Origin of the sequence: Streptomyces turgidiscabies Car8 (assembly GCF_000331005.1) — a bacterium.
Lineage (GTDB): Bacteria > Actinomycetota > Actinomycetes > Streptomycetales > Streptomycetaceae > Streptomyces > Streptomyces turgidiscabies.
The window spans coordinates 1-20,294 of the sequence record NZ_AEJB01000658.1 but is presented as its reverse complement, the minus strand read 5'-3'; the positions used below and the strand labels follow the sequence as shown (position 1 = coordinate 20,294).

The window sequence follows — 20,294 nt, the reverse complement described above, 5'->3', positions numbered from 1 at the left end:
TTGCATCTCTCGGGTCCTGTTCTGGCGCGAGTCGTTCGCACCGGTGGTGGTGAAGTCTTCGGTCGCGGAGCCGACGGGCTCGCTGGTGGACGGCGTCATCGGGACCTGCTTCTCGGGGTCGTGCGTGAAGGGGCGATCGATCGTTCCTGCGATGTTCATGCTGTGACCGGGTTCTTGCGCGGACGGCCACGGGGCCGCTTGCGGGCCACAACGACACCCTGGACGAACAGTTCGCCGCCCCAGACGCCCCAGGGCTCACGCCGCTCCTTGGCGCCGGCGAGGCAGGCCTCCATCAGCGGGCAGGTGCGGCAGAGAGACTTGGCGTACTCGACGTCGGCCGGCGACTCGGCGAAGAAGACCTCCGGGTCGTAGGAACGGCAGGGGACGGGTACGCCGAGGTTCTCGATGGCGTCGTCGAGCGCGGTGAGCGCAGTGAGCGGGATCAAGGTGCAGTCCTCCGTGAGGCTGGGCGGGGGGATCGTTTCGGAAGGCGGTACTGACGGGGCGTGCGCTTCGAGTTGCACGGTTTGTTTTCCTCGTCTGGTCGTTCCGGCCCTGTTGGGCCGGGTGCGGCTGGTACCGGCGGGTTTTCTCTTGTCCCGAGGCCCCTTCACTCCGTCGTCCCCGTTCGGGGAAAACAGAAGGGCCGCGGATCCCGGATGGGGTTCCGCGGCCCTGAAGGCGCCGGCCTGATCAATCAGGCTGGATCACTCCAGGGTTCTGGCCCACGGAAGGCCCACATCGTGTGGTGCTGCGTCGTCTGCTTGAGGGATCCGGCACCGGCCGCAAAGGCATAGGCCGGGGCCTGTGCCGCTACTGCTCCTGCTTCCAGTGCCTTGCTCGGTCGCTCATTGCGCTCGCGGACAGGGAGAGTCGCGAGAGACACGGGGGAGGCCGGCCGGACGGCACGAATGCCGGACAGACCGGTGCCCAGGTTCGAGACGCCGAGCATGCACAGGGAGACGGTCGAGAGATCGGTCATTTTGACCGCGCTGACAGAGCTGGTGTAGATGCTGATCACTGGACTCGCCTCCTCTCGGCGTCTTGGGGGACCGGTGCGAACCGGTCCAACGGATATACGACTATGAAGTACAGCACAGGGCCAGACCTTCTGAGAAGACTCTGTTCCCGTGGCTAAGAACCTATGGGGATTGCCGGGGCATGCGCAAACTATTTTTCCGACGAGTTTGAATCAGTCGCCATCGCTCTCCCCCTCAACTACCTGACCTGCACAGATGGCCAGAACGTCGGCTCCGTACCGGTTGAGCTTGCGCACTCCGACGCCGGGGATACGGGCCAGTTCCCCTTCTTCGTCCGGCACGGTCTCCGCGATCGCCATCAGGGTCCTGTCAGTGAAGACGCAGAACGCGGGCTGCCCACTGCGTGCGGCCTGGACCGCTCGCCACTCGCGCAGGCGCTCGTAGAGGCCCTCGTCCATGTCGGAGGGGCACTCGTCGCAGCGCATCAGCTTCATCTCGCCCGCGTCGGTCAGCGTGCGCCCGCAGACCCGGCAGCGGGCAGGGGTTCTCTGGGTTCGGCGCGGGGCGGCTCCGGGGCTGCCTCCGAAGCCGCGCTCGATGCCACCGGGACCGGCCGTGCCCGCCCGGACGGCGGTGGTGACCGAGCCGGGACGCAGGCCGTCGAGGAACCGGCTGGGGCGGCGGTTCGGACGGCCCCCAGGAGCGCGGGAGAGGCACCAGGAGACGTGGAGGCGTTCCCGTGCGCGGGTCACCCCGACATACAGGAGGCGGCGTTCCTCCTCGATCTGTTCATCGGTCTTCGCGTAGCTGATCGGCATCATCCCCTCGGCGACTCCGACCAGGAAGACGGCGTCCCATTCCAGACCCTTGGCCGAATGGAGGGAGGCAAGGGTGACGCCCTGCACGGTCGGGGCGTGCTGAGCGCTCGCCCGCTCGTCGAGTTCGGCGACGAGGTCAGCGAGTGTGGCGCCCTGTTTCGCGACTGTGAAGTCCTGTGCGAGGTTCACCAGCGCGGCCAGCGACTCCCAGCGTTCCCGGACGGCCCCGGAGCCCGCGGGCGGCGCACTGGTCCAGCCTTCTCCCGACAGCACGGCACGCACCTGGGAGGGCAGGTCGACGACGTCGTCCAGGAGGGAGTCGTTGCCTCCGAAGCGGGCTGCGGCGCGCAGCGCACTGATGGCCTTGCGCACCTCGGGCCGGTCGAAGAACCGTTCGGCACCGCGTAGCTGGTAGGGGACTCCGGCGTCGGCGAGAGCCTGTTCGTACGTCTCGGACTGGGCGTTCGTCCGGAACAGGATGGCGATCTCGCTCGCCGGCATCCCGGCGGCGACGAGGTCCCGGATGCGGCGAGCGGCGCCCTCGGCCTCGGCGGGTTCATCGGCGTACTCGGTGTAGCCGGGTTCGGGTCCGGAGCCGCGCTGGGAGATCAGCTCCAGCCGGTGTTCCGCGGCGCGGCCCCGGGCCTGGGCGAGCAGGCCGTTGGCGAGGTGGACGACCTGGGGGGTGGAGCGGTAGTCGCGGACCAGCTTGACGACCGTGGCACCGGGGTGCCGGATACGGAAGTCGAGAAGATGGTCAGGAGTTGCTCCTGTGAACGAATAGATCGTCTGGCTGGCGTCGCCGACCACGCACAGGTTGTCTCGTTCCCCGAGCCACAGCTCCAGCAGCCGCTGCTGGAGCGGGCTGACGTCCTGGTACTCGTCGACCACGAAGTGCTGGTACTGGGAGCGGACCTGTTCGGCGATGTCGCGGCGGTCCTGGAGGACCGCGACGGTGAGCAGCAGGACGTCCTCGAAGTCGATGAGGGAGCGATCCCGCTTGAGGTCCTCGTAGGCGGCGTAGAGCTGCGCGATCTCGGCGGGGTCGCGGGGTGCGACGCGACCGGACTTTGCGACTGCGGGCACATAGTCGGCGGGGACGGTCTGGGTGACCTTGGCCCATTCGATCTCGGCGGTGGCGTCCCGCAGTTCGCCCCGGTCGAGGCGGATGCGGCAGGCCGCGGCGGCATCGGCGACGAGCTGGATCTTGCGGTCGACGAGACGGGGCATGGAGCCGCCGACGGCCTTCGGCCAGAAGTACTGGAGCTGGCGCAGCGCCGCCGAGTGGAAGGTGCGCGCCTGGACTCCGCCGGCGCCGAGCTGGCGCAGTCGCCCGCGCATCTCACCGGCCGCGCGGTTGGTGAAGGTGACGGCGAGCACGCTGGAGGGCTGGAGGATCCCCGCGCGTACGCCGTAGGCGATGCGGTGGGTGATCGCCCGTGTCTTTCCCGTGCCGGCGCCCGCCAGCACGCACACCGGACCGTGCAGGGCGGTGGCCACTTCGCGCTGCTCGGGATCGAGTCCGTCGAGCACCGCGTCGGCCGAGTCCGGAACCTGCGGGAAGAGGGTGGAGTGCGTTGCTGCTGTCACACGGCCATGCTGCCAGGTCGCCGGAGACAGGTGAGCCGGTTGTCCACAGGCACCCCCTTGCAGTCGTACTAATGCGGCAGGGCGTCTCCTCGGACACCCCCTGCGGGAATGGCGGCCGGGTGCCGTACGTTCCCCCACAGCGAGCACCCGTCCCCCGAACTGCTGAGGAGAGCGAGAGACATGCCGGGCACTGTGACGATGTACAGCACCACGTGGTGCGGATACTGCCGTCGGCTGAAGAGCCAGATGGACCGCGAGGGCATCGCGTACAACGAGATCAACATCGAGCACGACCCGGACTCCGCAGCGTTCGTGGAGAAGGCGAACGGTGGCAACCAGACGGTTCCGACGGTGCTGGTGGTTCCCTCCAACGACGGCCCGGAGGTCGTGATGACGAACCCGAGCCTCGCGCAGGTGAAGCAGGCTCTCGGCGCCTGACCGCGTGTCCCCGACCCCCGACCGGCCCGGCGGCCGTGTGCGGGGGTCTTCGCGTGCCCGGCCCGCCGACGGGACCGGCTCAGGGGCCGGCCTCGCGTGTCAGAGCGCGGTGCCCGGCTTCGGCAAGGGCTTGCCGTACCAGAGTTCGATCAGGCGGGCCGCGATCGAGATGCCGTACGGCGGGAGGACCTCGCCGGATTCGAAGCCTGCGCGCAGGTCCTCCCGGGAGAACCAGCGGGCCTCGTGGATCTCGTCGCCGTCGACCTCGATGTCGGTGGACACGGCACGGGCCATGAAGCCGAGCATGAGGCTGGACGGGAACGGCCAGGGCTGGCTGGCGACGTACTCGACCTGGCCGACCAGGATTCCGGCCTCCTCGAACACCTCACGGCGGACCGACTGTTCGATGGACTCGCCCGGCTCGACGAAACCGGCGAGCGTCGAGAAGCGGCCCTCGGGCCAGTGGACCTGGCGGCCGAGAAGGATGCGGTCCTCGTCGTCGGTAACGGCCATGATCACGGCAGGGTCGGTGCGCGGGTAGTGCTCGGCGCCGCACGCCTGGCAGCGGCGGATGTGTCCGGCGGCGGCGATGACGGTGCGCTCACCGCAGCGGGAGCAGAAGCGGTGCAGTCGCTGCCAGTTCTCCAGGGCGACGGCGTGCACCATCAGGCCCGCTTCTCGGGGCGAGAGGAGCAGGCCGGCCTCGCGCAGGCCCGCGGGCCGCGCGGACTGGTCCATGCGGCCGGGAAGCGCGTCCTTCTGGAGGGCGAAGTAGCTGGTGCCCTCGTCGTCGTTGCCGAGGAAGTAGCGGTGAGCCTCGGTAAGAGGGGCCTCGAAGGAGGGGGTCATGACGAGTTCGGTACGCCCGTCGGGCGTCTCGTCGATGAGGACCTGGCCGCCGGAGACCACGAAGCAGCGGGTTGTGGGGTGACTCCATGCTGCGGCGAGCCAGGCCTCGTCGAGCCGGTGGTGGGCGGACCGGTCGATGCCGCTGGGGGCGGTGAGCGAGATGGGGCGGTCGGCGGTGTGGTCGGTCCAGGTGGTCACAGGTGCTTCCAACTCCCCCGGTGGAACGGATATTTCTGCGGGCGGTTCAGTGGGACGTGGCTGGGGACTGGTGGGGGACGGCGGCTTTCGGGTGACTTCGAGCGAGTGCGGGGCCGTGCTTTCAGTGTGCCCCGGGGCGGCTGCCGCTCCGGGCCGCCCAAGGTCGTCAGGACTCATCTCGCCAACTCCCTGCCAGGTCGCCCCACAGGTACGCGGTGGTCTCGACGCCTCTGAGGAGCAGGTCGATCTCCACCTTCTCGTTGGGGGCGTGCCAGCCGTCGGAGGGGACGGAGATGCCCAGGAAGAGCACGGGGGCACCGAGGACGTCCTGGAGGTCCGCGGCCGGGCCGCTGCCGCCCTCACGGGTGTAGCGGACGGGCTTGTCGAAGGCGCGGCTCATGGCGCGGACGACGGACTGGAGGGCGGGATGGTCCAGTGGGGTCAGGCACGGGCGCGTGGCCGCCGCGAAGGTGATCTCGTACCGGATCCCTGGGGGAACGCGGGTCGCGGTCCAGTCGCGGACGATCTTCTCGATGTGGTCGGGGTCCTGTCCGGCGACGAGCCGAAAGGAGAGTTTCACCATGGCCGAGGCCGGGACGATCGTCTTGCTGCCGGGGCCCTGGTAGCCGCCGCCGATGCCGTTGACCTCCGCGGTGGGGCGCGTCCAGACGCGCTCCAGGGTGGTGTGTCCGGTTTCGCCGTGGGTGGCGTACGACTTGGCGGTGCGCAGCCACTGCTCCTCGTCGAAGGGGAGTTCGGCGAGGAGTTCGCGCTCGTGGTCGGTGAGTGCGGTGACGCCGTCGTAGAAACCGGGGATCGTCACCCGCGCGTGCTCGTCGTGCAGTGCCGCGACGAGGCGGGCGACGGCGGTCGCCGGGTTGGGCACGGCGCCGCCGAAGGAACCGGAGTGGATGTCCTGGTCGGGTCCGTGGAACTGGATCTCGCACTCGGCGAGGCCGCGCATGCCCGTACACACCGTGGGGGTGTCCTCGGCCCACATGCCGGTGTCGGAGACGATCACCGCGTCGGCGGCGAGCCGGTCGACGTGCTCCTCGACGAGGGACCGGAAGTGGATGGAACCGGACTCCTCCTCGCCCTCGACGAGCATTTTCAGGTGGACGGCGGGCGCGGTGCGGCCGGTGGTGGCGAGGTGGGCGCGGACGCCGAGTGTGTGGAAGAACACCTGGCCTTTGTCGTCGGCGGCCCCGCGCGCGTGAAGACGGTTTCCCCGGACGACCGGTTCGAAGGGGTCGGTGTCCCAGCCGTCCTCGCGGGCCGCGGGCTGCACGTCGTGATGTCCGTAGACGAGGACGGTGGGGGCGGCGGGGTCGTCGGCGGGCCACTCCGCGAAGACCGCCGGGGCGCCCGGTGTCGCCCAGACCTCGACGGTGGGGAAGCCGGTTTCCCGGAGTTTGGCGGCGAGCCAGTCGGCGCTGCGGCGTACATCGGCGGCGTGGTCGGGCTGGGCCGACACGGAGGGGATGCGCAGCCACTCGGCGAGGTCGTCGAGGAAGGCGGCGCGGTGCTGTTCGATGTACTGACGGACGGCGTTGTCCGGGGCCTGGCTCATGGTCATGAGCTTATCGGCCCGCGCTGACATCCTCGTCCGGTACTTCGAACACGGCAGGCTCCTCCAGGAGGAGCCGCTCCAGCGCGGCCCGGTCCGGGAGACCGTCCGGCCGGACGGTCTCGCCGCTGCGCACGTACAGGAAGGCGGCTGTGACGGCCGTCAGGGGCACGCCCTGCTGCTCGGCCCAGGCGAGCCGGTAGATGGCGAGCTGGAGGGGATCCGCGGTGCGGGCGCGGTGGGTCTTCCAGTCGAGGATCTCGTACGTCGTCTCGTCGCCGTCGCCTTCTTTGTAGACGGCGTCGATCCGGCCTCGTACGACGCGTCCGGCGATGTCGAGCTGGAACGGGGCTTCGACGCGGTAGGGCGTGCGGTGTGCGTACACGGTGTGTTCGAAGGCCTCCTTGAGGGTTTCCAGGTCGCGTTCGTCGGCGATCTCGGCATCGCTGCCGGGCAGTTCGTCGGGCTCCAGCATCGGGAGCCGGAGTTCCTCGAAGCGGGCCTCGACCCAGGCGTGGAAGCGGGTGCCGCGACGGGCGGCGGGCTGCGGTGGGCGTGGCATGGGGCGGGCGAGTTCCTGCGCGAGGGCGTCCGGGTCGGCGGCCAGGAGCATCAGCTGGGACGCGGTCAGCGTCGGGGGCAGGGGGACGTCGGTGACGGTCTGCCGCGCGCGCAGCAGTTCCCCGGTGAGCGCGTCGAGGTCGCGGTCCCAGGAGGCGACGGAACGGACCTCCTCCGGTGTGAGATCCGCCTCGGCGGGGTGTCTGCGGGCGTGGGGCACGGTGGCCGGGCGGTCGTGGCTGTGTCCGGGGTGGTGCACCCGCGCGCGGGGCGGGGTCTGTGCGGGCGGTTCGGGTCGGTCCGTGGTCCAGGCGTCCCAGTCGGCGTCGTCCTCCGCGGGGGAGGTGTCGTCGTGGTCCAAAGGATCGTCGTCGTCTCGGGGTTCGTCGTCCCCGTAGGGAGGCTCGTCGTCCGGCGGCGGGGGCCAGTCCGGGTCGTCGTACGCGTCGGGGTCGTGCGGGGCCGCGGGGTGGCCGTCCTCGTGGGAGGCGAGGGTCTCCAGGTGAGCGAGAACCGTCTCGGCGGCGGCCCTGCGGCGGCGGAACGCGGTGTCGTCCAATGGCAGGGGCCACAGCTGGTCGGCGGTGGACGCGTGCAGGGCGGGATTCTCCTCGCCCTCCTCCGGTTCGTCCGCCCAGACCTCGATCTCGCCGTGTCCGGCCGTGCAGTGGTCGTGGAGGGCCCGCAGGAAGTCGGAGGGGCCACGCGGCTTCTTCTGGGAGGGGCCCCACCAGTGGCCGGAGCCGAGCAGCAGGGAGCGGGGGCGGGTGAAGGTGACATAGCCGAGGCGGAGTTCCTCGGTGTGCTGGTGCTCCTTCATCGCTTCCTGGAAGGCCTTCATTCCCCGGGCGTCCCAGGCCTCGATGTCGGGGAGCGTGGCAGCGTCGCCGCGCAGCTCGTGCGGCAGGACCTTCGCCTGGGAGGTCCATTTCTCGCGGCCCCGGTCGCTGGGGAAGGTGCCGGTGACCAGGCCGGGGACGGCCACGACGTCCCACTCCAGGCCCTTGGACTTGTGGGCGGTGAGCACCTTGACGGTGTTCTCGCCGCCGGGCAGGGCGTTGTCCAGTCCCTTCTCGTACTGCGCGGCCGTGCGCAGGAAGCCGAGGAAGGCGAGCAGGCCGGCCTCGCTCTCGTGGGCGGCGAACGAGGCGGCGATGTCGAGGAAGTTGGAGAGGGTCTCGCGGCGCCGGGCCGCCAGAGCGTGCGGGGACGCCGACAGCTCCACTTCCAGGCCGGTGACGGCGAGCACGCGGTGCAGTACGTCCATCAGCGGGTCGGCGAGGGAGCGGCGCAGGTCGCGGAGTTCGGTGGCGAGCCTGGCGAAGCGCACGCGCGCGTCCGGCGAGAAGGGCAGCCCGTCTTCGTCGCCCTCGCCCCTCAGCGGTGTCTCCAGGAAGGTGTCGAGGGCGTCCGCGAGCGATATCACCTCGGCGGGGTCGACCCCCTCGACCGCCTCGGCGAGCCGGCGGTCCGGGTCGTCGGCGTCGCCCACGCGCGCGTGGGACACGAGAAGGCGGGCCCGGCGGCCGAGGAGGGCGAGGTCGCGCGGGCCGATGCGCCAGCGCGGGCCAGTCAGCAGCCGTACCAGGGAGGCATTGGCCCCCGGGTCCTGGAGGACCTCGCAGACGGACACCAGGTCGGCGACCTCGGGCAGGTGCAGCAGCCCGGAGAGCCCGACGACCTCAACGGGGATGTCCCGTGCGACGAGCGCGCCCTGGATCTCGGCGAAGTCGGTGGCGGTGCGGCACAGGACGGCGATCTCGCCGGGTGCCTTGCCCGTGCGTACGAGGTGGGCGATGGAGTCTGCGAGCCAGCCGATCTCCTCGGCGTGGGTGCGCAGCAGCGCGCAGCGCACCTGGCCGTCGCGCTCCGCGCCGGGTGCGGGGCGGAGTGCCTCCACGCCCGCGTGCATGGCGCGCAGGGGCTCCGCGAGGCCGTTGGCGAGGTCGAGGAGGCGGCCTCCGCTGCGGCGGTTCTCACTGAGCGACTGGCGGGCCGCCGACCCGCCGTCGGTGTGGGCGAAGTGCTCGGGGAAGTCGTCGAGGTTGGCGACGGAAGCGCCGCGCCAGCCGTAGATCGCCTGGCAGGGGTCACCGACCGCGGTCACCGGGTGGCCGGTGCCGCCGCCGAACAGGCCTGCCAGGAGGACGCGTTGTGCCACCGAGGTGTCCTGGTACTCGTCGAGGAGCACCACCCGGAACTCCTCGCGCAGAACGCGGCCCACTTCGGGGACGCGGGCGAGCGCGGCGGACAGGGCGATCTGGTCGCCGAAGTCGAGGAGGTCCCGCTCGCGCTTGGCGGCCCGGTAACGGGTCACCAGTTCGGCGAGCTCGCGGCGGGCGGCGGCTGTCTCGGGGACCTTGCGCAGGTCCGCGTTGGTGAGTTTGGCGCCCTCCAGGGCACGCAGCAGCTCGGCGTCGTACGCGCGCAGTTCCTCGGGGCGGACGAGGTGTTCGGCGAGTTCGGCGTCGAGGGTCAGGAGGTCGCTGACGAGGTCCGGGAAGGAGCGGGTGAGCGCGGGATAGGGACCGGGGGCTTCGCGCAGTACGCGCGCGGCGAGCTGGTAGCGGGTGGCGTCGGCGAGGAGACGGGCCGTCGGTTCGAGGCCGAGGCGCAGTCCGTGGTCCTTCAGGAGGCGGCCCGCGAAGGCGTGATAGGTCGAGATGACCGGTTCGCCGGGCGGGTTGTCGGGGTCGATGACGTCCGGGTCCGTGACCCCTGCCCTGACAAGTGCCTTGCGGACGCGTTCGGCGAGTTCACCGGCGGCCTTGTTGGTGAAGGTGAGGCCGAGCACCTGTTCGGGGGCGACCTGGCCGGTGCCGACGAGCCACACCACGCGTGCCGCCATCACCGTCGTCTTGCCCGACCCGGCGCCGGCCACGATCACCTGCGGGGCGGGCGGCGCGACGATGCAGGCCGTCTGCTCCGGGGTGAACGGGATACCGAGGAGCTCTTTGAGCTGCTCGGGGTCGCTGATGGTGGCTGGCACGTCAGAGAGGCTAGCGGCGGACACTGACAACGGGTGTCACTCGACCACTTGCCGGCCTTCCGGGCGGGCGCTGCACGATGCCCTGAAGGAGCAGTGGGCGCAGTGCTGGCCGGTCGTGGGAGTGAAGCGTTCGTCGAGGACCTTGCCCGCGGCGGTGGCCAGCAGGTCGCCGACCCACTCCCCCTCCGCGCCCGCGTCCGCCCCTCCCTCAAGGGGGGCCTGTGCCTGCACCTTGGGCAGCGTCTCGCCGCCGTCCCGTTTGGCGGCGCCCTGGCGCAGCTGGACGAGTTCCGCACCACCCGGTTCGGGGCGTACGCCGTCGAAGGCGTCGTCTACGGCGCCTTCGCGGACGGCGAGCTGGTAGACGGCGAGTTGGGGGTGGCGGGCCACCTCGGCGGCGGTGGGCGTCTGTTTGCCGGTCTTGAAGTCGACCACATAGGCGCGACCCTCGCCGTCGGCCTCGACGCGGTCCATGGAACCGCGGATGCGCACTTCGTAGTCGCCTGCTTCGAGGGTCACGTCGAAGTCGTGCTCGCTGGCCACGGGGGTGCGGCCGGTTCGCCTGGAGTCGACGTGCCAGGTCAGGAAGCGTTCGAGCGCCACGCGCGCGTGGGCCTTCTCCTGCTCGGACTTCCAGGGCGCGTCGAAGGCGAGCGCGTTCCACACGGAGTCGAGGCGTTCCATGAGGACGTCGAGGTCGGCGGGGGTGTGTCCGGAGGCGACCTCGTCGGCGAGGACATGCACCACGTTGCCGAAGCCCTGGGCGGCGGTCGCGGGGGCGTCGGCCTTCACCTCGCGGCCCAGGAACCACTGCAGGGCGCAGGTGTTGGCGAGTTGGTCGAGGGCGCTGCCGGAGAGCACGACGGGCTGGTCGCGGTCGCGCAGCGGGACCTTGCTCTCGGTCGGCTCGTACATGCCCCACCAGCGGTAGGGGTGGGCGGACGGCACGAGCGGGCGGCTCTCCTCGTCGGTGAGCGCGGCGAGCCGGGCCAGTCGGCGGGCGGCTGCCTCCCTGAGGGCGGCGGAGACGCGCGGGTCGACCGTGGTGGCGCGCAGTTCGGCGACGAGGGCCGCGACGGAGAGAGGGCGGCGTGGGCGGCCCGTCACGTCCTTGGGTTCCACGCCGAGTTCGGTGAGGAAGCGGGAGGGCTGGTCGCCGTCGTCGGCGGGAGCCTTCACCGCGGTGACGACCAGGCGTTCCCGCGCGCGCGTGGCGGCCACGTAGAACAGCCGCCGTTCCTCGGCGAGCAGTGCTCCTGGGGTCAGCGGCTCGGCGAGGCCGTCGCGGCCGATGCGGTCGGCTTCCAGAAGGGAGCCGCGGCGGCGCAGGTCGGGCCACAGCCCCTCCTGGACGCCGGCGACGACCACGAGGCGCCACTGCAGGCCCTTCGAGCGGTGTGCGGTCATGAGGCGTACGGCGTCGGGGCGCACGGCGCGGCGGGTGAGGGTGTCGGCGGCGATGTCCTCGGCGTCGATCTCCTCCAGGAGGTTCAGGGTGCCTCGGCCGCCGGTGCGCTCCTCCGCGCGCGCGGCGGTCGCGAACAGCGCGCACACGGCGTCGAGGTCGCGGTCGGCGTTGCGTCCGCCCGCGCCGCCGCGCCGGGCGGCCCGCTCCAGGCGTCCTGGCCAGGGTGTGCCGTTCCATAGGTCCCAGAGGGCCTCCTCGGCCGTGCCGCCGCCCGCCAGGCGTTCCCGCGCCTTTCTGAGGAGCGCGCCGAGGCGCTGGGCGCCCCGCGCGTAGGTCGGGTCGTGGGCGACCAGGCGTTCGGGTTCGGCCAGCGCACGGGCCAGGAGTTCGTCAGAGGGCGGCGGGACGGGGTTGCCCGCGGTTCGCTCCTCTTCACGCAGGGCGCGGCCGAGGCGGCGCAGATCGGCGGCGTCCATGCCGGCGAGGGGGGAGGTGAGGAGGGTCAGGGCGGTTTCGGTGCCGAGCCACGCGGCGACTTCGGTCAGGGAGATGTCGGCAACGTCGGCGTCGGTGTCATCGGACTCGCCGTCACTCGCCGTGTGGGTGCCCGTCTCCTCGCCCGCTCCGGACACCTCCGCGGTCGCCACCGCCCGGAGCGCCGTCAGGAGAGGTGCCACCGCCGGTTCGTGGCGCAGGGGCAGGTCGTCGCCGTCGATGTCCAGGGGGACGCCGGCTGCCGTGAGGGCGCGCCGGAGGGTCGGGATCGTACGGCCGCCCGCGCGCACGAGGACGGCCATCTCGCCCCAGGGAACACCGTCCTCCAGGTGGGCGCGGCGGAGGATGTCGGCGATGTTGTCCAGCTCCGTGCCGGACGTCGGGTAGGTGCAGACCTCGACGCTGCCTCCGTCGCGGAGCGGAGCGAGTCCACGGTGGGCGCGGACCTTCTCGGCCGGGAGGCGGCTCAGGGGCATGCGCTGGGTGAGGAGGCGGGTGGCGGTCAGCGGGGTCGCGGCGGAGCGGCGGGACGTCCTGAGGACCTCGACCGGGGCAGGGCGGCCGTCCGCGCGCGGGAAGGCGCGCGGGAAGTCCAGGATGCCGTTGACGTCCGCGCCGCGGAACGCGTAGATCGACTGGTCGGGGTCACCGAGGGCGACGAGTGTCCGGCCGCCTCCGGCGAGCGCTTGCAGCAGTCTGACCTGGGCCGGGTCGGTGTCCTGGTACTCGTCCACGTAGACAGCGTCGTAGCGGGCGGCGAGCTGCCCGGCGGTGTCGGGGCGGCTCGCGAGGAGCACCGCGCGGTGCACGAGTTCCGCGTAGTCGAGCACTCCCTGCATGTCGAGGACGTCGAGGTACTCGGCCAGGAAGGCGGCGGCGGCGCGCCAGTCGGGGCGGCCGATGCGCCGGGCGAAGGCGTCCAGCGCGTCCGGGCCGAGGCCCAGTTCGCGGCTGCGGGCGAGGACCGCGCGGACCTCGTCGGCGAAGCCGCGGGTGGTGAGGCAGGCGCGCAGTTCGTCCGGCCAGCGCACATGGGCGAGACCGAGCCGTTCCAGGTCGGGCTGGCCGGCGAGCAGTCCGCGTACGGCCACGTCCTGTTCGGGGCCGGAGAGCAGCCGCAGGGGTTCCACGAACAGGTCGCTGTCCTGGTGGGCGCGGACCAGGGCGTAGCAGAAGGAGTGGAAGGTGGTCGCCCGGGGAGCGTGGGCGGCTCCGATGCGCAGTGCCATCCGGTCGCGCAGTTCGACGGCCGCCTTGCGGCTGAACGTCAGCACGAGGATCCGCTCGGGGTCCCTGCCCTGGGCGATGCGGGCCGCCACGGACTCGACGAGGGTGGTGGTCTTCCCGGTGCCCGGGCCCGCGAGGACCAGCAGTGGGCCCCGCGTGTGGTCAACCACCGCGCGCTGTGCGGCGTCAAGACGAGGGGGATCCTGCCGCGGTGGCGGGGTGCGCACCAGTCGGTAAGCGCCACGGTTCCCCTGTCGCCCCTGGGGGTGCGGCAGGCGCCTGGTGGAGGAAGAGGAGCTCACGTGGTTCGCCGGTCCTGGTGGGTGTGCTGGTTGGCTGACCGCGTGGAGGACGGTGGCCGGGGGGTGAGGGGGGTGGGTGCTGCCGACGGTACGCCGACGGGCGGTTCGGAAGCAGGGCTTCCGCTTGTTCCCACCCGCCCCGAGCGTCACCCGGGCCCCTCGCCCCACGAACGTACGCCATGGCGCGGACGTGCCCGGTTTACCCCGTACGGGCCACAGGTCCCCCTGATGCCCGCCCGATGGCGGAAGCTGTCAGGTGTGACCCTCCGCCCGTTCGCCGCCGTCCCACCGCGCCCGTCTCATGTCGAGGCGCGGCAGGTGCCCTGCAGCGGCCCTGCTCGCCTCCTTCAGGGGCGTGCCCTCCGCGCGGTAGTGGTCGAGAGCCGCCAGTTCGTGGCCCGGGAGCAGGACACCGTCGGCGCGGACGACCCGCCACCACGGAACAGCCCCTCCGTAGAGGGCCATCACGCGCCCGACCTGGCGCGGTCCGCCCTCCTCCAGCCACTCGGCCACATCGCCGTACGTCATGACTCGCCCGGGCGGGATCAGCTCAGCGGCCTCCAGGGCCCGCTCGGCGTACTCCGGCAGGGTGTCCGCCGGAAGGCTCTCGTCGCTCATCCGGCCCATCCTGCCCCACCCCACCGACAATGTGACGAGGCGGCCACCCTGGGTGTCTCTCGCCCCCGAGCGGAGCTTGCGGCAGACTGTGCGCCCCCGCACCGCACCCTGATGCCCCTCCGTGTCAGTGGGGCATGCCACCATCGTGCGGGCGGTGACCGGTGATACGAGACCAAGAAGAGACCATGAAGCAGCAGGGCGTGCACCCCGAAGGGGCGGAGGACACCTCTGAGGTCTCGTCGCGCCCCGATGCGGACAGCACCGGCCACGAGAACGAGCAGACACCGGCCGGGACGACCGCCGACTGCGCGGACGACGACGCCCATGTCGAGGAGGTCGAGGGCGACGAACCGCTGCTCCCCGCGCGCGTGCACCGCCCCTCCGACCTCATGCGACTCCTGGCGGGCGTCTTCGCGATCGTCGTCCTGCTCGCGATCGCCGCTTTCGCGCACGGCACCACCTCTGGGCTCGAACAGGACATCAACAAGGGCACCGGCCAGGCACCCGACCTGCTGATCAAGATCGCGGGTCTGGCGTCGAGCATCGCGATCCTGCTGGTACCGGTCGCCTTCGCGATCGAGCGGCTGATCAAGCGGGACGGGCTGCGCATCGCCGACGGTGTCCTCGCGGCGGTCCTCGCGCACGGAGTGACCCTCGCCACCGACCTGTGGGTCGCCAAGGCCGCCCCCGGCTCCATCCAGGAGGCGCTGACCCAGCCCTCCCCCGGCGACATCCACGCCCTCACCGACCCTGTGCACGGCTACCTCGCACCCGTCATCGCGTACATGACGGCCGTCGGCATGTCCCGTCGGCCGCGCTGGCGGGCCGTGCTCTGGGTGGTGCTGCTGCTCGACGCCTTCTCGATGCTGGTCACCGGCTACACGACACCGTTCTCGATCATCCTGACGGTGCTCATCGGCTGGTCGGTGGCGTACGGGACGCTGTACGCGGTCGGCTCACCGAACGTGCGTCCTACCGGGCGCAACCTGATGGCGGGCCTGCGGCACGTCGGTTTCCGCCCGGTGAGCGCGGCCCGTGAGGAGGTGCCGGAGACGACGGACAGCGGTGACCGCGGCCGGCGCTACTTCGTCACCCTGGAGGACGGCCCCCCGCTGGACGTCACCGTGGTCGACCGCGAGCAACAGGCGCAGCACTTCTTCTACCGCATGTGGCGCAACATCACCTTGCGCGGCCTGGCCACCCGCAGCAGCCTCCAGTCGCTGCGCCAGGCACTGGAGCAGGAGGCTCTTCTCGCGTACGCGGCGATCGCCGCCGGGGCGAACGCGCCCAAGCTGATCGCGACCTCGGAGCTCGGCCCGGACGCCGTGATGCTCGTCTACGAGCACACCGGGGGTCACACGCTCGATTCCCTGGACGACGAGGACATCACCGACGAGCTGCTGCGCAACACCTGGCACCAGGTGAAGGCCCTGCAGTCGCGGCGCATCGCGCATCGCAGGCTCGTCGGCGAGGCGATTCTGGTGGATCGTTCCGGCAAGGTGATCCTCACCGACCTCCGGGTCGGCGAGATCGCGGCCGGTGACCTGTTGCTGCGCATGGACATCGCCCAGCTGGTGTCGACCCTGGGCCTGCGTGTGGGCGCCGAACGCGCGGTGGCGTCCGCGGTCGGCGTACTCGGCCCGGACGCGGTGGCGGACTGTCTGCCGATGCTCCAGCCCATCGCCCTGTCGCGCTCCACGCGCGCGACGCTGCGCAAACTCGCCCGCGAGCGTGCCCAGCGTCAGCGCGAGGCGGTTCTGGAGGCGTCCCAGCAGGCCAAGCAGGACCGGCTGGAGGCAGCCCACCACACGGACACCGGGCCCGTCGTGCTGGAAAAGCCCGACAAGAAGGCAGTACGCGCGGAGAAGCAGGCCGAGAAGCGGGCCATCGACGAGGCGCTGGAGGGGGCCCGCGAGGAAGACCTGCTCACCCAGATCCGCCACCAGGTGCTGCTGATCAGACCGCAGGCACCGGTCGAACCGGCCCGGCTGGAACGGGTGAGACCACGCACCCTGATCAGTTTCATCGCGGGCGCGTTCGGCGCGTACTTCCTGCTCTCCCAGCTCACCCACATCGAGTTCGGCACTCTGATCGACAACGCCGAGTGGGGCTGGGTCATCGCGGCCGTCCTGTTCTCGGCGCTGAGCTACTTCGCCGCGGCGATGAGCCTGCTCGGGTTCGTCCCGGAGCGGGTGCCGTTCATGCGGACCGTGGCGGCGCAGGTCGCCGGATCGTTCGTCAAGATCGTGGCGCCCGCGGCGGTGGGCGGTGTCGCCCTCAACACACGTTTCCTGCAGCGCGCGGGTGTGCGGCCCGGGCTCGCGGTGGCCAGTGTCGGCGCGTCGCAGTTGTTCGGGCTCGGCTGCCACATCCTGATGCTGCTGTCGTTCGGCTATCTGACGGGCACCGAGAAGACGCCGTCCCTGTCGCCGTCCCGGACGGTCATCGCGGGCCTGCTGACGGTCGCGGTGCTCGTCCTCGTGGTGACCTCGGTGCCGTTCCTGCGGAAGTTCGTCGTCACGCGCGTGAGGTCGCTGTTCGCCGGTGTTGTACCGCGCATGCTGGACGTTCTCCAGCGGCCCCAGAAGCTGGTCACGGGCATCGGCGGCATGCTGCTGCTGACCGCGTGCTTCGTGATGTGCCTGGACGCGTCGATCCGCGCGTTCGGCGACGAGTCGACCTCGCTCAGCCTCGCCAGCGTGGCCGTCGTCTTCCTCGCCGGCAACGCGCTGGGCTCGGCGGCGCCCACCCCCGGTGGTGTGGGCGCGGTCGAGGCGACCCTGACGGTCGGTCTGATCGCCGTCGGCCTCCCCAAGGAGGTCGCCGCCCCGGCCGTGCTGCTCTACCGGCTGCTGACCCTCTGGATCCCGGTGCTCCCGGGCTGGCTGTTCTTCAATCACCTGACCCGGAAGGGCTCCCTGTAGAGAACCCGCCTCGGGCCGGTTCCTCTCCGCTTCCTCTCCGCGCGGACGCGGTACCTCGTACGGCTCGCCGCCCCGAGCGCCCACCCGGGTACGACCGCAGGATGGGGGCATGCCCCACCCCTTCCGGCCGCGTGCCGCTGCCCTGACGGTCACCGCCCTGCTGCTGTCGTGCCTGATGGCGGGGTGCAGTGACGATTCCGGCTCCGCGGACGAGGGGCTGTCGGTGCAGAAGCTGAGTTGGCGGGACTGTCCGGCGCCGTCCGAGTCGGAGGGAGGCGGTGAGGCGCCGTCGCCGCTGCCGGGGGGCGACGACTGGCAGTGCGCCACCATGAAGGCACCGCTGGACTGGGCCGAGCCCAAAGGCGACACGATCGGGATCGCGCTGATCCGGGCCAGGGCGAGCGGCGGCGCGAGCAGGCGCATCGGGTCCCTCATCTTCAACTTCGGCGGGCCCGGTGGCTCGGGAGTCGGCGCGCTCCCCTCGTTCGGCACGGACTACGCGACCCTGCGCACGCGCTACGACCTGGTGAGTTTCGACCCTCGCGGGGTCGGCCGCAGCGCCGGCGTGCGATGCGAGGACAGCGAGCAGCTCGACGTCTACTTCCAGCAGGACGCGACACCCGACAACGCCGCCGAACGCGCTGAGCTGCTGGACAGCACCCGGAAGTTCAACGCGGCCTGCGAGAAGAACTCCAAAAGGGTGATCCCGCATGTCCGCACCACCGAAGCGGCCCGCGACATGGATCTGATGCGCCAGGTGCTCGGCGACGACAGGCTGCACTACTTCGGTATCTCCTACGGCACCGAACTCGGCGGCGTATACGCACATCTGTTCCCCAAAAGGGTGGGTCGAGCCGTCTTCGACGCGGTCGTCGACCCGACCCAGACACCTGAACAGGGCTCGCTCGGGCAGGCCAAGGGCTTCCAGCTCGCGCTCGGCAACTTCGCCGAGGACTGCACCTCCAAGACCGATGACTGTCCGGTCGGCGACACCGCACAGGACGTCGAGGACCGGATCGCGAAGCTGCTCGAGGATCTCGACGCCGAGCCGATCCCAGGCGTCTTCCCGCGCGAGCTGACCCAGAGCGCGGCGGCCAACGGCATCGCGCAGGCGCTGTACTCCCAGGACTTCTGGCCCTACCTCACCGACGGCCTCGCGCAGGCTTACGAGGGTGACGGCACAGTTCTGATGCTGCTCTCCGACTCGATGAACGGGCGCAGCCGGAACGGCGAGTACAGCAACATCACCGCGGCGAACATCGCCATCAACTGCTCGGACGCGAGGCCGCGTTACACCGTCGCGGACGTCGAGGCGAGACTGCCGGGGTTCCGCGCCGCCTCGCCCCTGTTCGGCGACTTCATGGCCTGGTCCATGGTCAGTTGCACCGACTGGGCGGTACGGGGCGCCGCCGACCACCCCGACGTCAGCGCGACGGGGTCCGCGCCGATCCTCGTCATCGGCAACACCGGCGACCCGGCCACGCCGTACGAGGGCGCTCGGAAAATGGTCAGGGCGCTGGGTGCGGGCGTGGGTGTCGGACTGACCTACAAGGGACAGGGGCACGGCGCGTACAACAGCGGAAACCGATGCGTACTCAAGGCAGTCAACGGCTATCTGCTGGACGGGAAGGTACCGGCGACCGGGACTACCTGCTCCTAGAAAAGCGCAGGTCAGACGGTTATCCACAGGCCGATACGGGCTCGTCGTGATCCGCCTACTATGGCCGGACCGCCATCCGCCGATCCGAGCGGGGGCTCGCAGGGGGGAAGTACACATGCCTCGTTTCGTACGCTGGACGGCCGCTGCCGCCGCCGCACTGCTGGTGGCCGGCTGCAGCAGCGGCGCATCCGACAGCGATGACGGCAAAGGGTCCGGCGCCGCCGCACCACCGTCAGCCACGTCCTCGTCGCGGGCCTCGCCCGGGCTGCCGGCCTCGCTGACCTCACAGAAGCCCGACTGGGGCCGCTGCGAAGGCACGCAGGACTCCCCCACACCGGGCAGCGACTGGCAGTGCGCGACACTCAAGGTGCCGCTGGACTACGCGAAGCCGGGCGGCGAGACCATCGGCCTGGCACTCATCCGCGCCAAGGCCACCGGAGGCAGCCGTATCGGGTCCCTCCTGTTCAACTTCGGCGGACCCGGCCAGTCGGGCATCTCCGTGATGCCCTCGTACGCCGGCACGGTCTCCGAACTCCGCAAGCGCTACGACCTGGTGAGCTGGGACCCGCGCGGGGTCGGGGCCAGCGAAGGTGTGCGCTGCCGCAGCGACAAGGAGATCCAGGCCGCCGAGACGGTGGACCCGTCGCCGGACGACGCCGCCGAGGAGAAGGCGTACTTCCAGGACGCGGCCGACTTCGGCAAGGGCTGCGCGAAAGCCGCAGGAAACCTCGTCGCCCATGTCTCGACGACCGACTCAGCCCGCGACATGGACCTGATGCGGCAGGTCCTCGGCGATACGAAGACGCACTACTTCGGCATCTCGTACGGCACCGAACTCGGCGGTGTGTACGCCCACTTGTTCCCGAAGAACGTGGGTCGGCTCATCCTCGACGCCGTCGTCGACCCGAGCGCCGACATGGTGGGACACGCGAAGAACCAGGCCCGGGGCTTCCAGCGCGCCCTCGACGACTACCTGAAGTCGACGGGCCAGAACCCGGAGGAGGGTTCGCGGAAGATCTCCGCCCTGCTGAAGCGGATCGACGCAGAGCCGCTGCCCACGTCCTCCGGCCGGAAGCTGACCCAGGGCCTGGCGGTCACCGGAGTTCTCGTACCGCTCTACAGCAAGCAGAGCTGGCCGGCACTGACCAGCGCCCTGGAAACTGCCGAGCAGGGCGACGGATCGGACCTGCTGGCTCTCTCCGACGGCTACAACGACCGTGACGCGTCAGGCCACTACGGCACGACGACGCATGCCCAACGGGTCATATCGTGCTTGGACGACAAGCAGCGGCCGACCGCGGCGCAGACCAGGAAGCTGCTGCCCGAATTCCGGAAGATCTCGCCCGTGTTCGGGGAGTTCATGGGCTGGGACACGGCCGGCTGGTGCCACGACTGGCCGGTGGCCGGTCAGTACGACACACCGGAGGTCGGCGCGCCCGGCGCGGCACCCGTCCTGGTGGTCGGCAACACCGGGGACCCGGCGACTCCGTACGAGGGCACGCGCAAGATGGCGGACGAGCTGGGCAAGGGCGTCGGCGTGGTGCTGACGTGGCGGGGCGAGGGGCACGGGGCGTACGGCAGTGGGAGCGGCTGTGTCGACTCCACGGTGAACGCGTATCTGCTGGACGGGACGGTGCCGAAGGACGGCAAGGTCTGTTCATGACGGCGGC

At 71.0% G+C, this 20,294-nt stretch carries 12 protein-coding genes; 4 read left to right on the top strand and 8 right to left on the bottom strand.

Annotated features, from left to right (window positions below):
• Positions 1-155: 155 nt before the first annotated feature.
• The 3 genes from STRTUCAR8_RS46160 to STRTUCAR8_RS46155 all read right to left on the bottom strand — a co-directional run bounded on the left by STRTUCAR8_RS46160 (position 156) and on the right by STRTUCAR8_RS46155 (position 3,388).
• The gene (locus tag STRTUCAR8_RS46160; protein ID WP_044474054.1) at positions 156-524 is read right to left on the bottom strand and encodes a WhiB family transcriptional regulator; all 369 of its coding nucleotides are present in this window, start codon (positions 522-524) and stop codon (positions 156-158) included.
• A gap of 173 nt (positions 525-697) precedes the next feature.
• On the bottom strand, positions 698-1,021 hold the full coding sequence (locus STRTUCAR8_RS51025) for a hypothetical protein (protein WP_006383436.1): 324 nt from the start codon (positions 1,019-1,021) through the stop codon (positions 698-700).
• Positions 1,022-1,192: 171 nt separating this feature from the next.
• Positions 1,193-3,388 (bottom strand): ATP-dependent DNA helicase UvrD2, encoded by a 2,196-nt coding sequence (locus STRTUCAR8_RS46155; RefSeq protein WP_006383425.1) that lies wholly within the window; start codon positions 3,386-3,388, stop codon positions 1,193-1,195.
• 180 nt (positions 3,389-3,568) lie between these two features.
• On the opposite strand from STRTUCAR8_RS46155, the gene STRTUCAR8_RS46150 reads away from it, so the two are divergent.
• A complete protein-coding gene (locus STRTUCAR8_RS46150) occupies positions 3,569-3,826 on the top strand; it encodes a glutaredoxin domain-containing protein (protein WP_006383423.1) in 258 nt (85 codons plus the stop codon).
• A 99-nt stretch (positions 3,827-3,925) separates the two neighbouring features.
• Here STRTUCAR8_RS46150 and nudC read toward each other — a convergent pair whose 3' ends face one another.
• The 5 genes from nudC to STRTUCAR8_RS46125 all read right to left on the bottom strand — a co-directional run bounded on the left by nudC (position 3,926) and on the right by STRTUCAR8_RS46125 (position 14,040).
• Positions 3,926-4,873, bottom strand: coding sequence for an NAD(+) diphosphatase (nudC, locus tag STRTUCAR8_RS46145; protein WP_006383426.1), 948 nt, complete (start codon positions 4,871-4,873; stop codon positions 3,926-3,928).
• A 166-nt stretch (positions 4,874-5,039) separates the two neighbouring features.
• Positions 5,040-6,449, bottom strand: a complete 1,410-nt coding sequence (locus tag STRTUCAR8_RS46140) for a dipeptidase (protein WP_044474052.1) — start codon at positions 6,447-6,449, stop codon at positions 5,040-5,042.
• 4 nt (positions 6,450-6,453) lie between these two features.
• On the bottom strand, positions 6,454-9,990 hold the full coding sequence (locus STRTUCAR8_RS46135; protein ID WP_044474051.1) for an ATP-dependent DNA helicase: 3,537 nt from the start codon (positions 9,988-9,990) through the stop codon (positions 6,454-6,456).
• 36 nt (positions 9,991-10,026) lie between these two features.
• The gene (locus STRTUCAR8_RS46130; RefSeq protein ID WP_078507524.1) at positions 10,027-13,422 is read right to left on the bottom strand and encodes an ATP-dependent helicase; all 3,396 of its coding nucleotides are present in this window, start codon (positions 13,420-13,422) and stop codon (positions 10,027-10,029) included.
• Between the two features lie 252 nt (positions 13,423-13,674).
• Positions 13,675-14,040 carry an MGMT family protein gene (locus STRTUCAR8_RS46125; protein WP_044474049.1) on the bottom strand — a complete coding sequence of 122 codons (366 nt, stop codon included), beginning with the start codon at positions 14,038-14,040 and terminating at the stop codon, positions 13,675-13,677.
• A gap of 185 nt (positions 14,041-14,225) precedes the next feature.
• Between STRTUCAR8_RS46125 and STRTUCAR8_RS46120 the strand changes: the two genes are divergently transcribed.
• From STRTUCAR8_RS46120 to STRTUCAR8_RS46110, 3 genes are all read left to right on the top strand, one after another.
• Entirely contained in the window at positions 14,226-16,964 is a 2,739-nt protein-coding gene (locus STRTUCAR8_RS46120; RefSeq protein WP_044474048.1) for a lysylphosphatidylglycerol synthase domain-containing protein, read from the top strand.
• A 109-nt stretch (positions 16,965-17,073) separates the two neighbouring features.
• Positions 17,074-18,624, top strand: a complete 1,551-nt coding sequence (locus tag STRTUCAR8_RS46115; RefSeq protein WP_006383434.1) for an alpha/beta hydrolase — start codon at positions 17,074-17,076, stop codon at positions 18,622-18,624.
• 115 nt (positions 18,625-18,739) lie between these two features.
• Positions 18,740-20,287 (top strand): alpha/beta fold hydrolase, encoded by a 1,548-nt coding sequence (locus STRTUCAR8_RS46110; RefSeq protein ID WP_006383429.1) that lies wholly within the window; start codon positions 18,740-18,742, stop codon positions 20,285-20,287.
• Positions 20,288-20,294 lie beyond the last annotated feature (7 nt).

Coding starts and splice junctions, on each gene's coding strand:
- STRTUCAR8_RS46125 (WP_044474049.1), bottom strand. CDS start 14,040: ATGAGCGACGAGAGCCTTCCGGCGGACACCCTGCCGGAGTACGCCGAG.
- STRTUCAR8_RS46110 (WP_006383429.1), top strand. CDS start 18,740: ATGCCTCGTTTCGTACGCTGGACGGCCGCTGCCGCCGCCGCACTGCTG.
- STRTUCAR8_RS46140 (WP_044474052.1), bottom strand. CDS start 6,449: ATGACCATGAGCCAGGCCCCGGACAACGCCGTCCGTCAGTACATCGAA.
- STRTUCAR8_RS46115 (WP_006383434.1), top strand. CDS start 17,074: ATGCCCCACCCCTTCCGGCCGCGTGCCGCTGCCCTGACGGTCACCGCC.
- STRTUCAR8_RS46150 (WP_006383423.1), top strand. CDS start 3,569: ATGCCGGGCACTGTGACGATGTACAGCACCACGTGGTGCGGATACTGC.
- STRTUCAR8_RS46120 (WP_044474048.1), top strand. CDS start 14,226: ATGAAGCAGCAGGGCGTGCACCCCGAAGGGGCGGAGGACACCTCTGAG.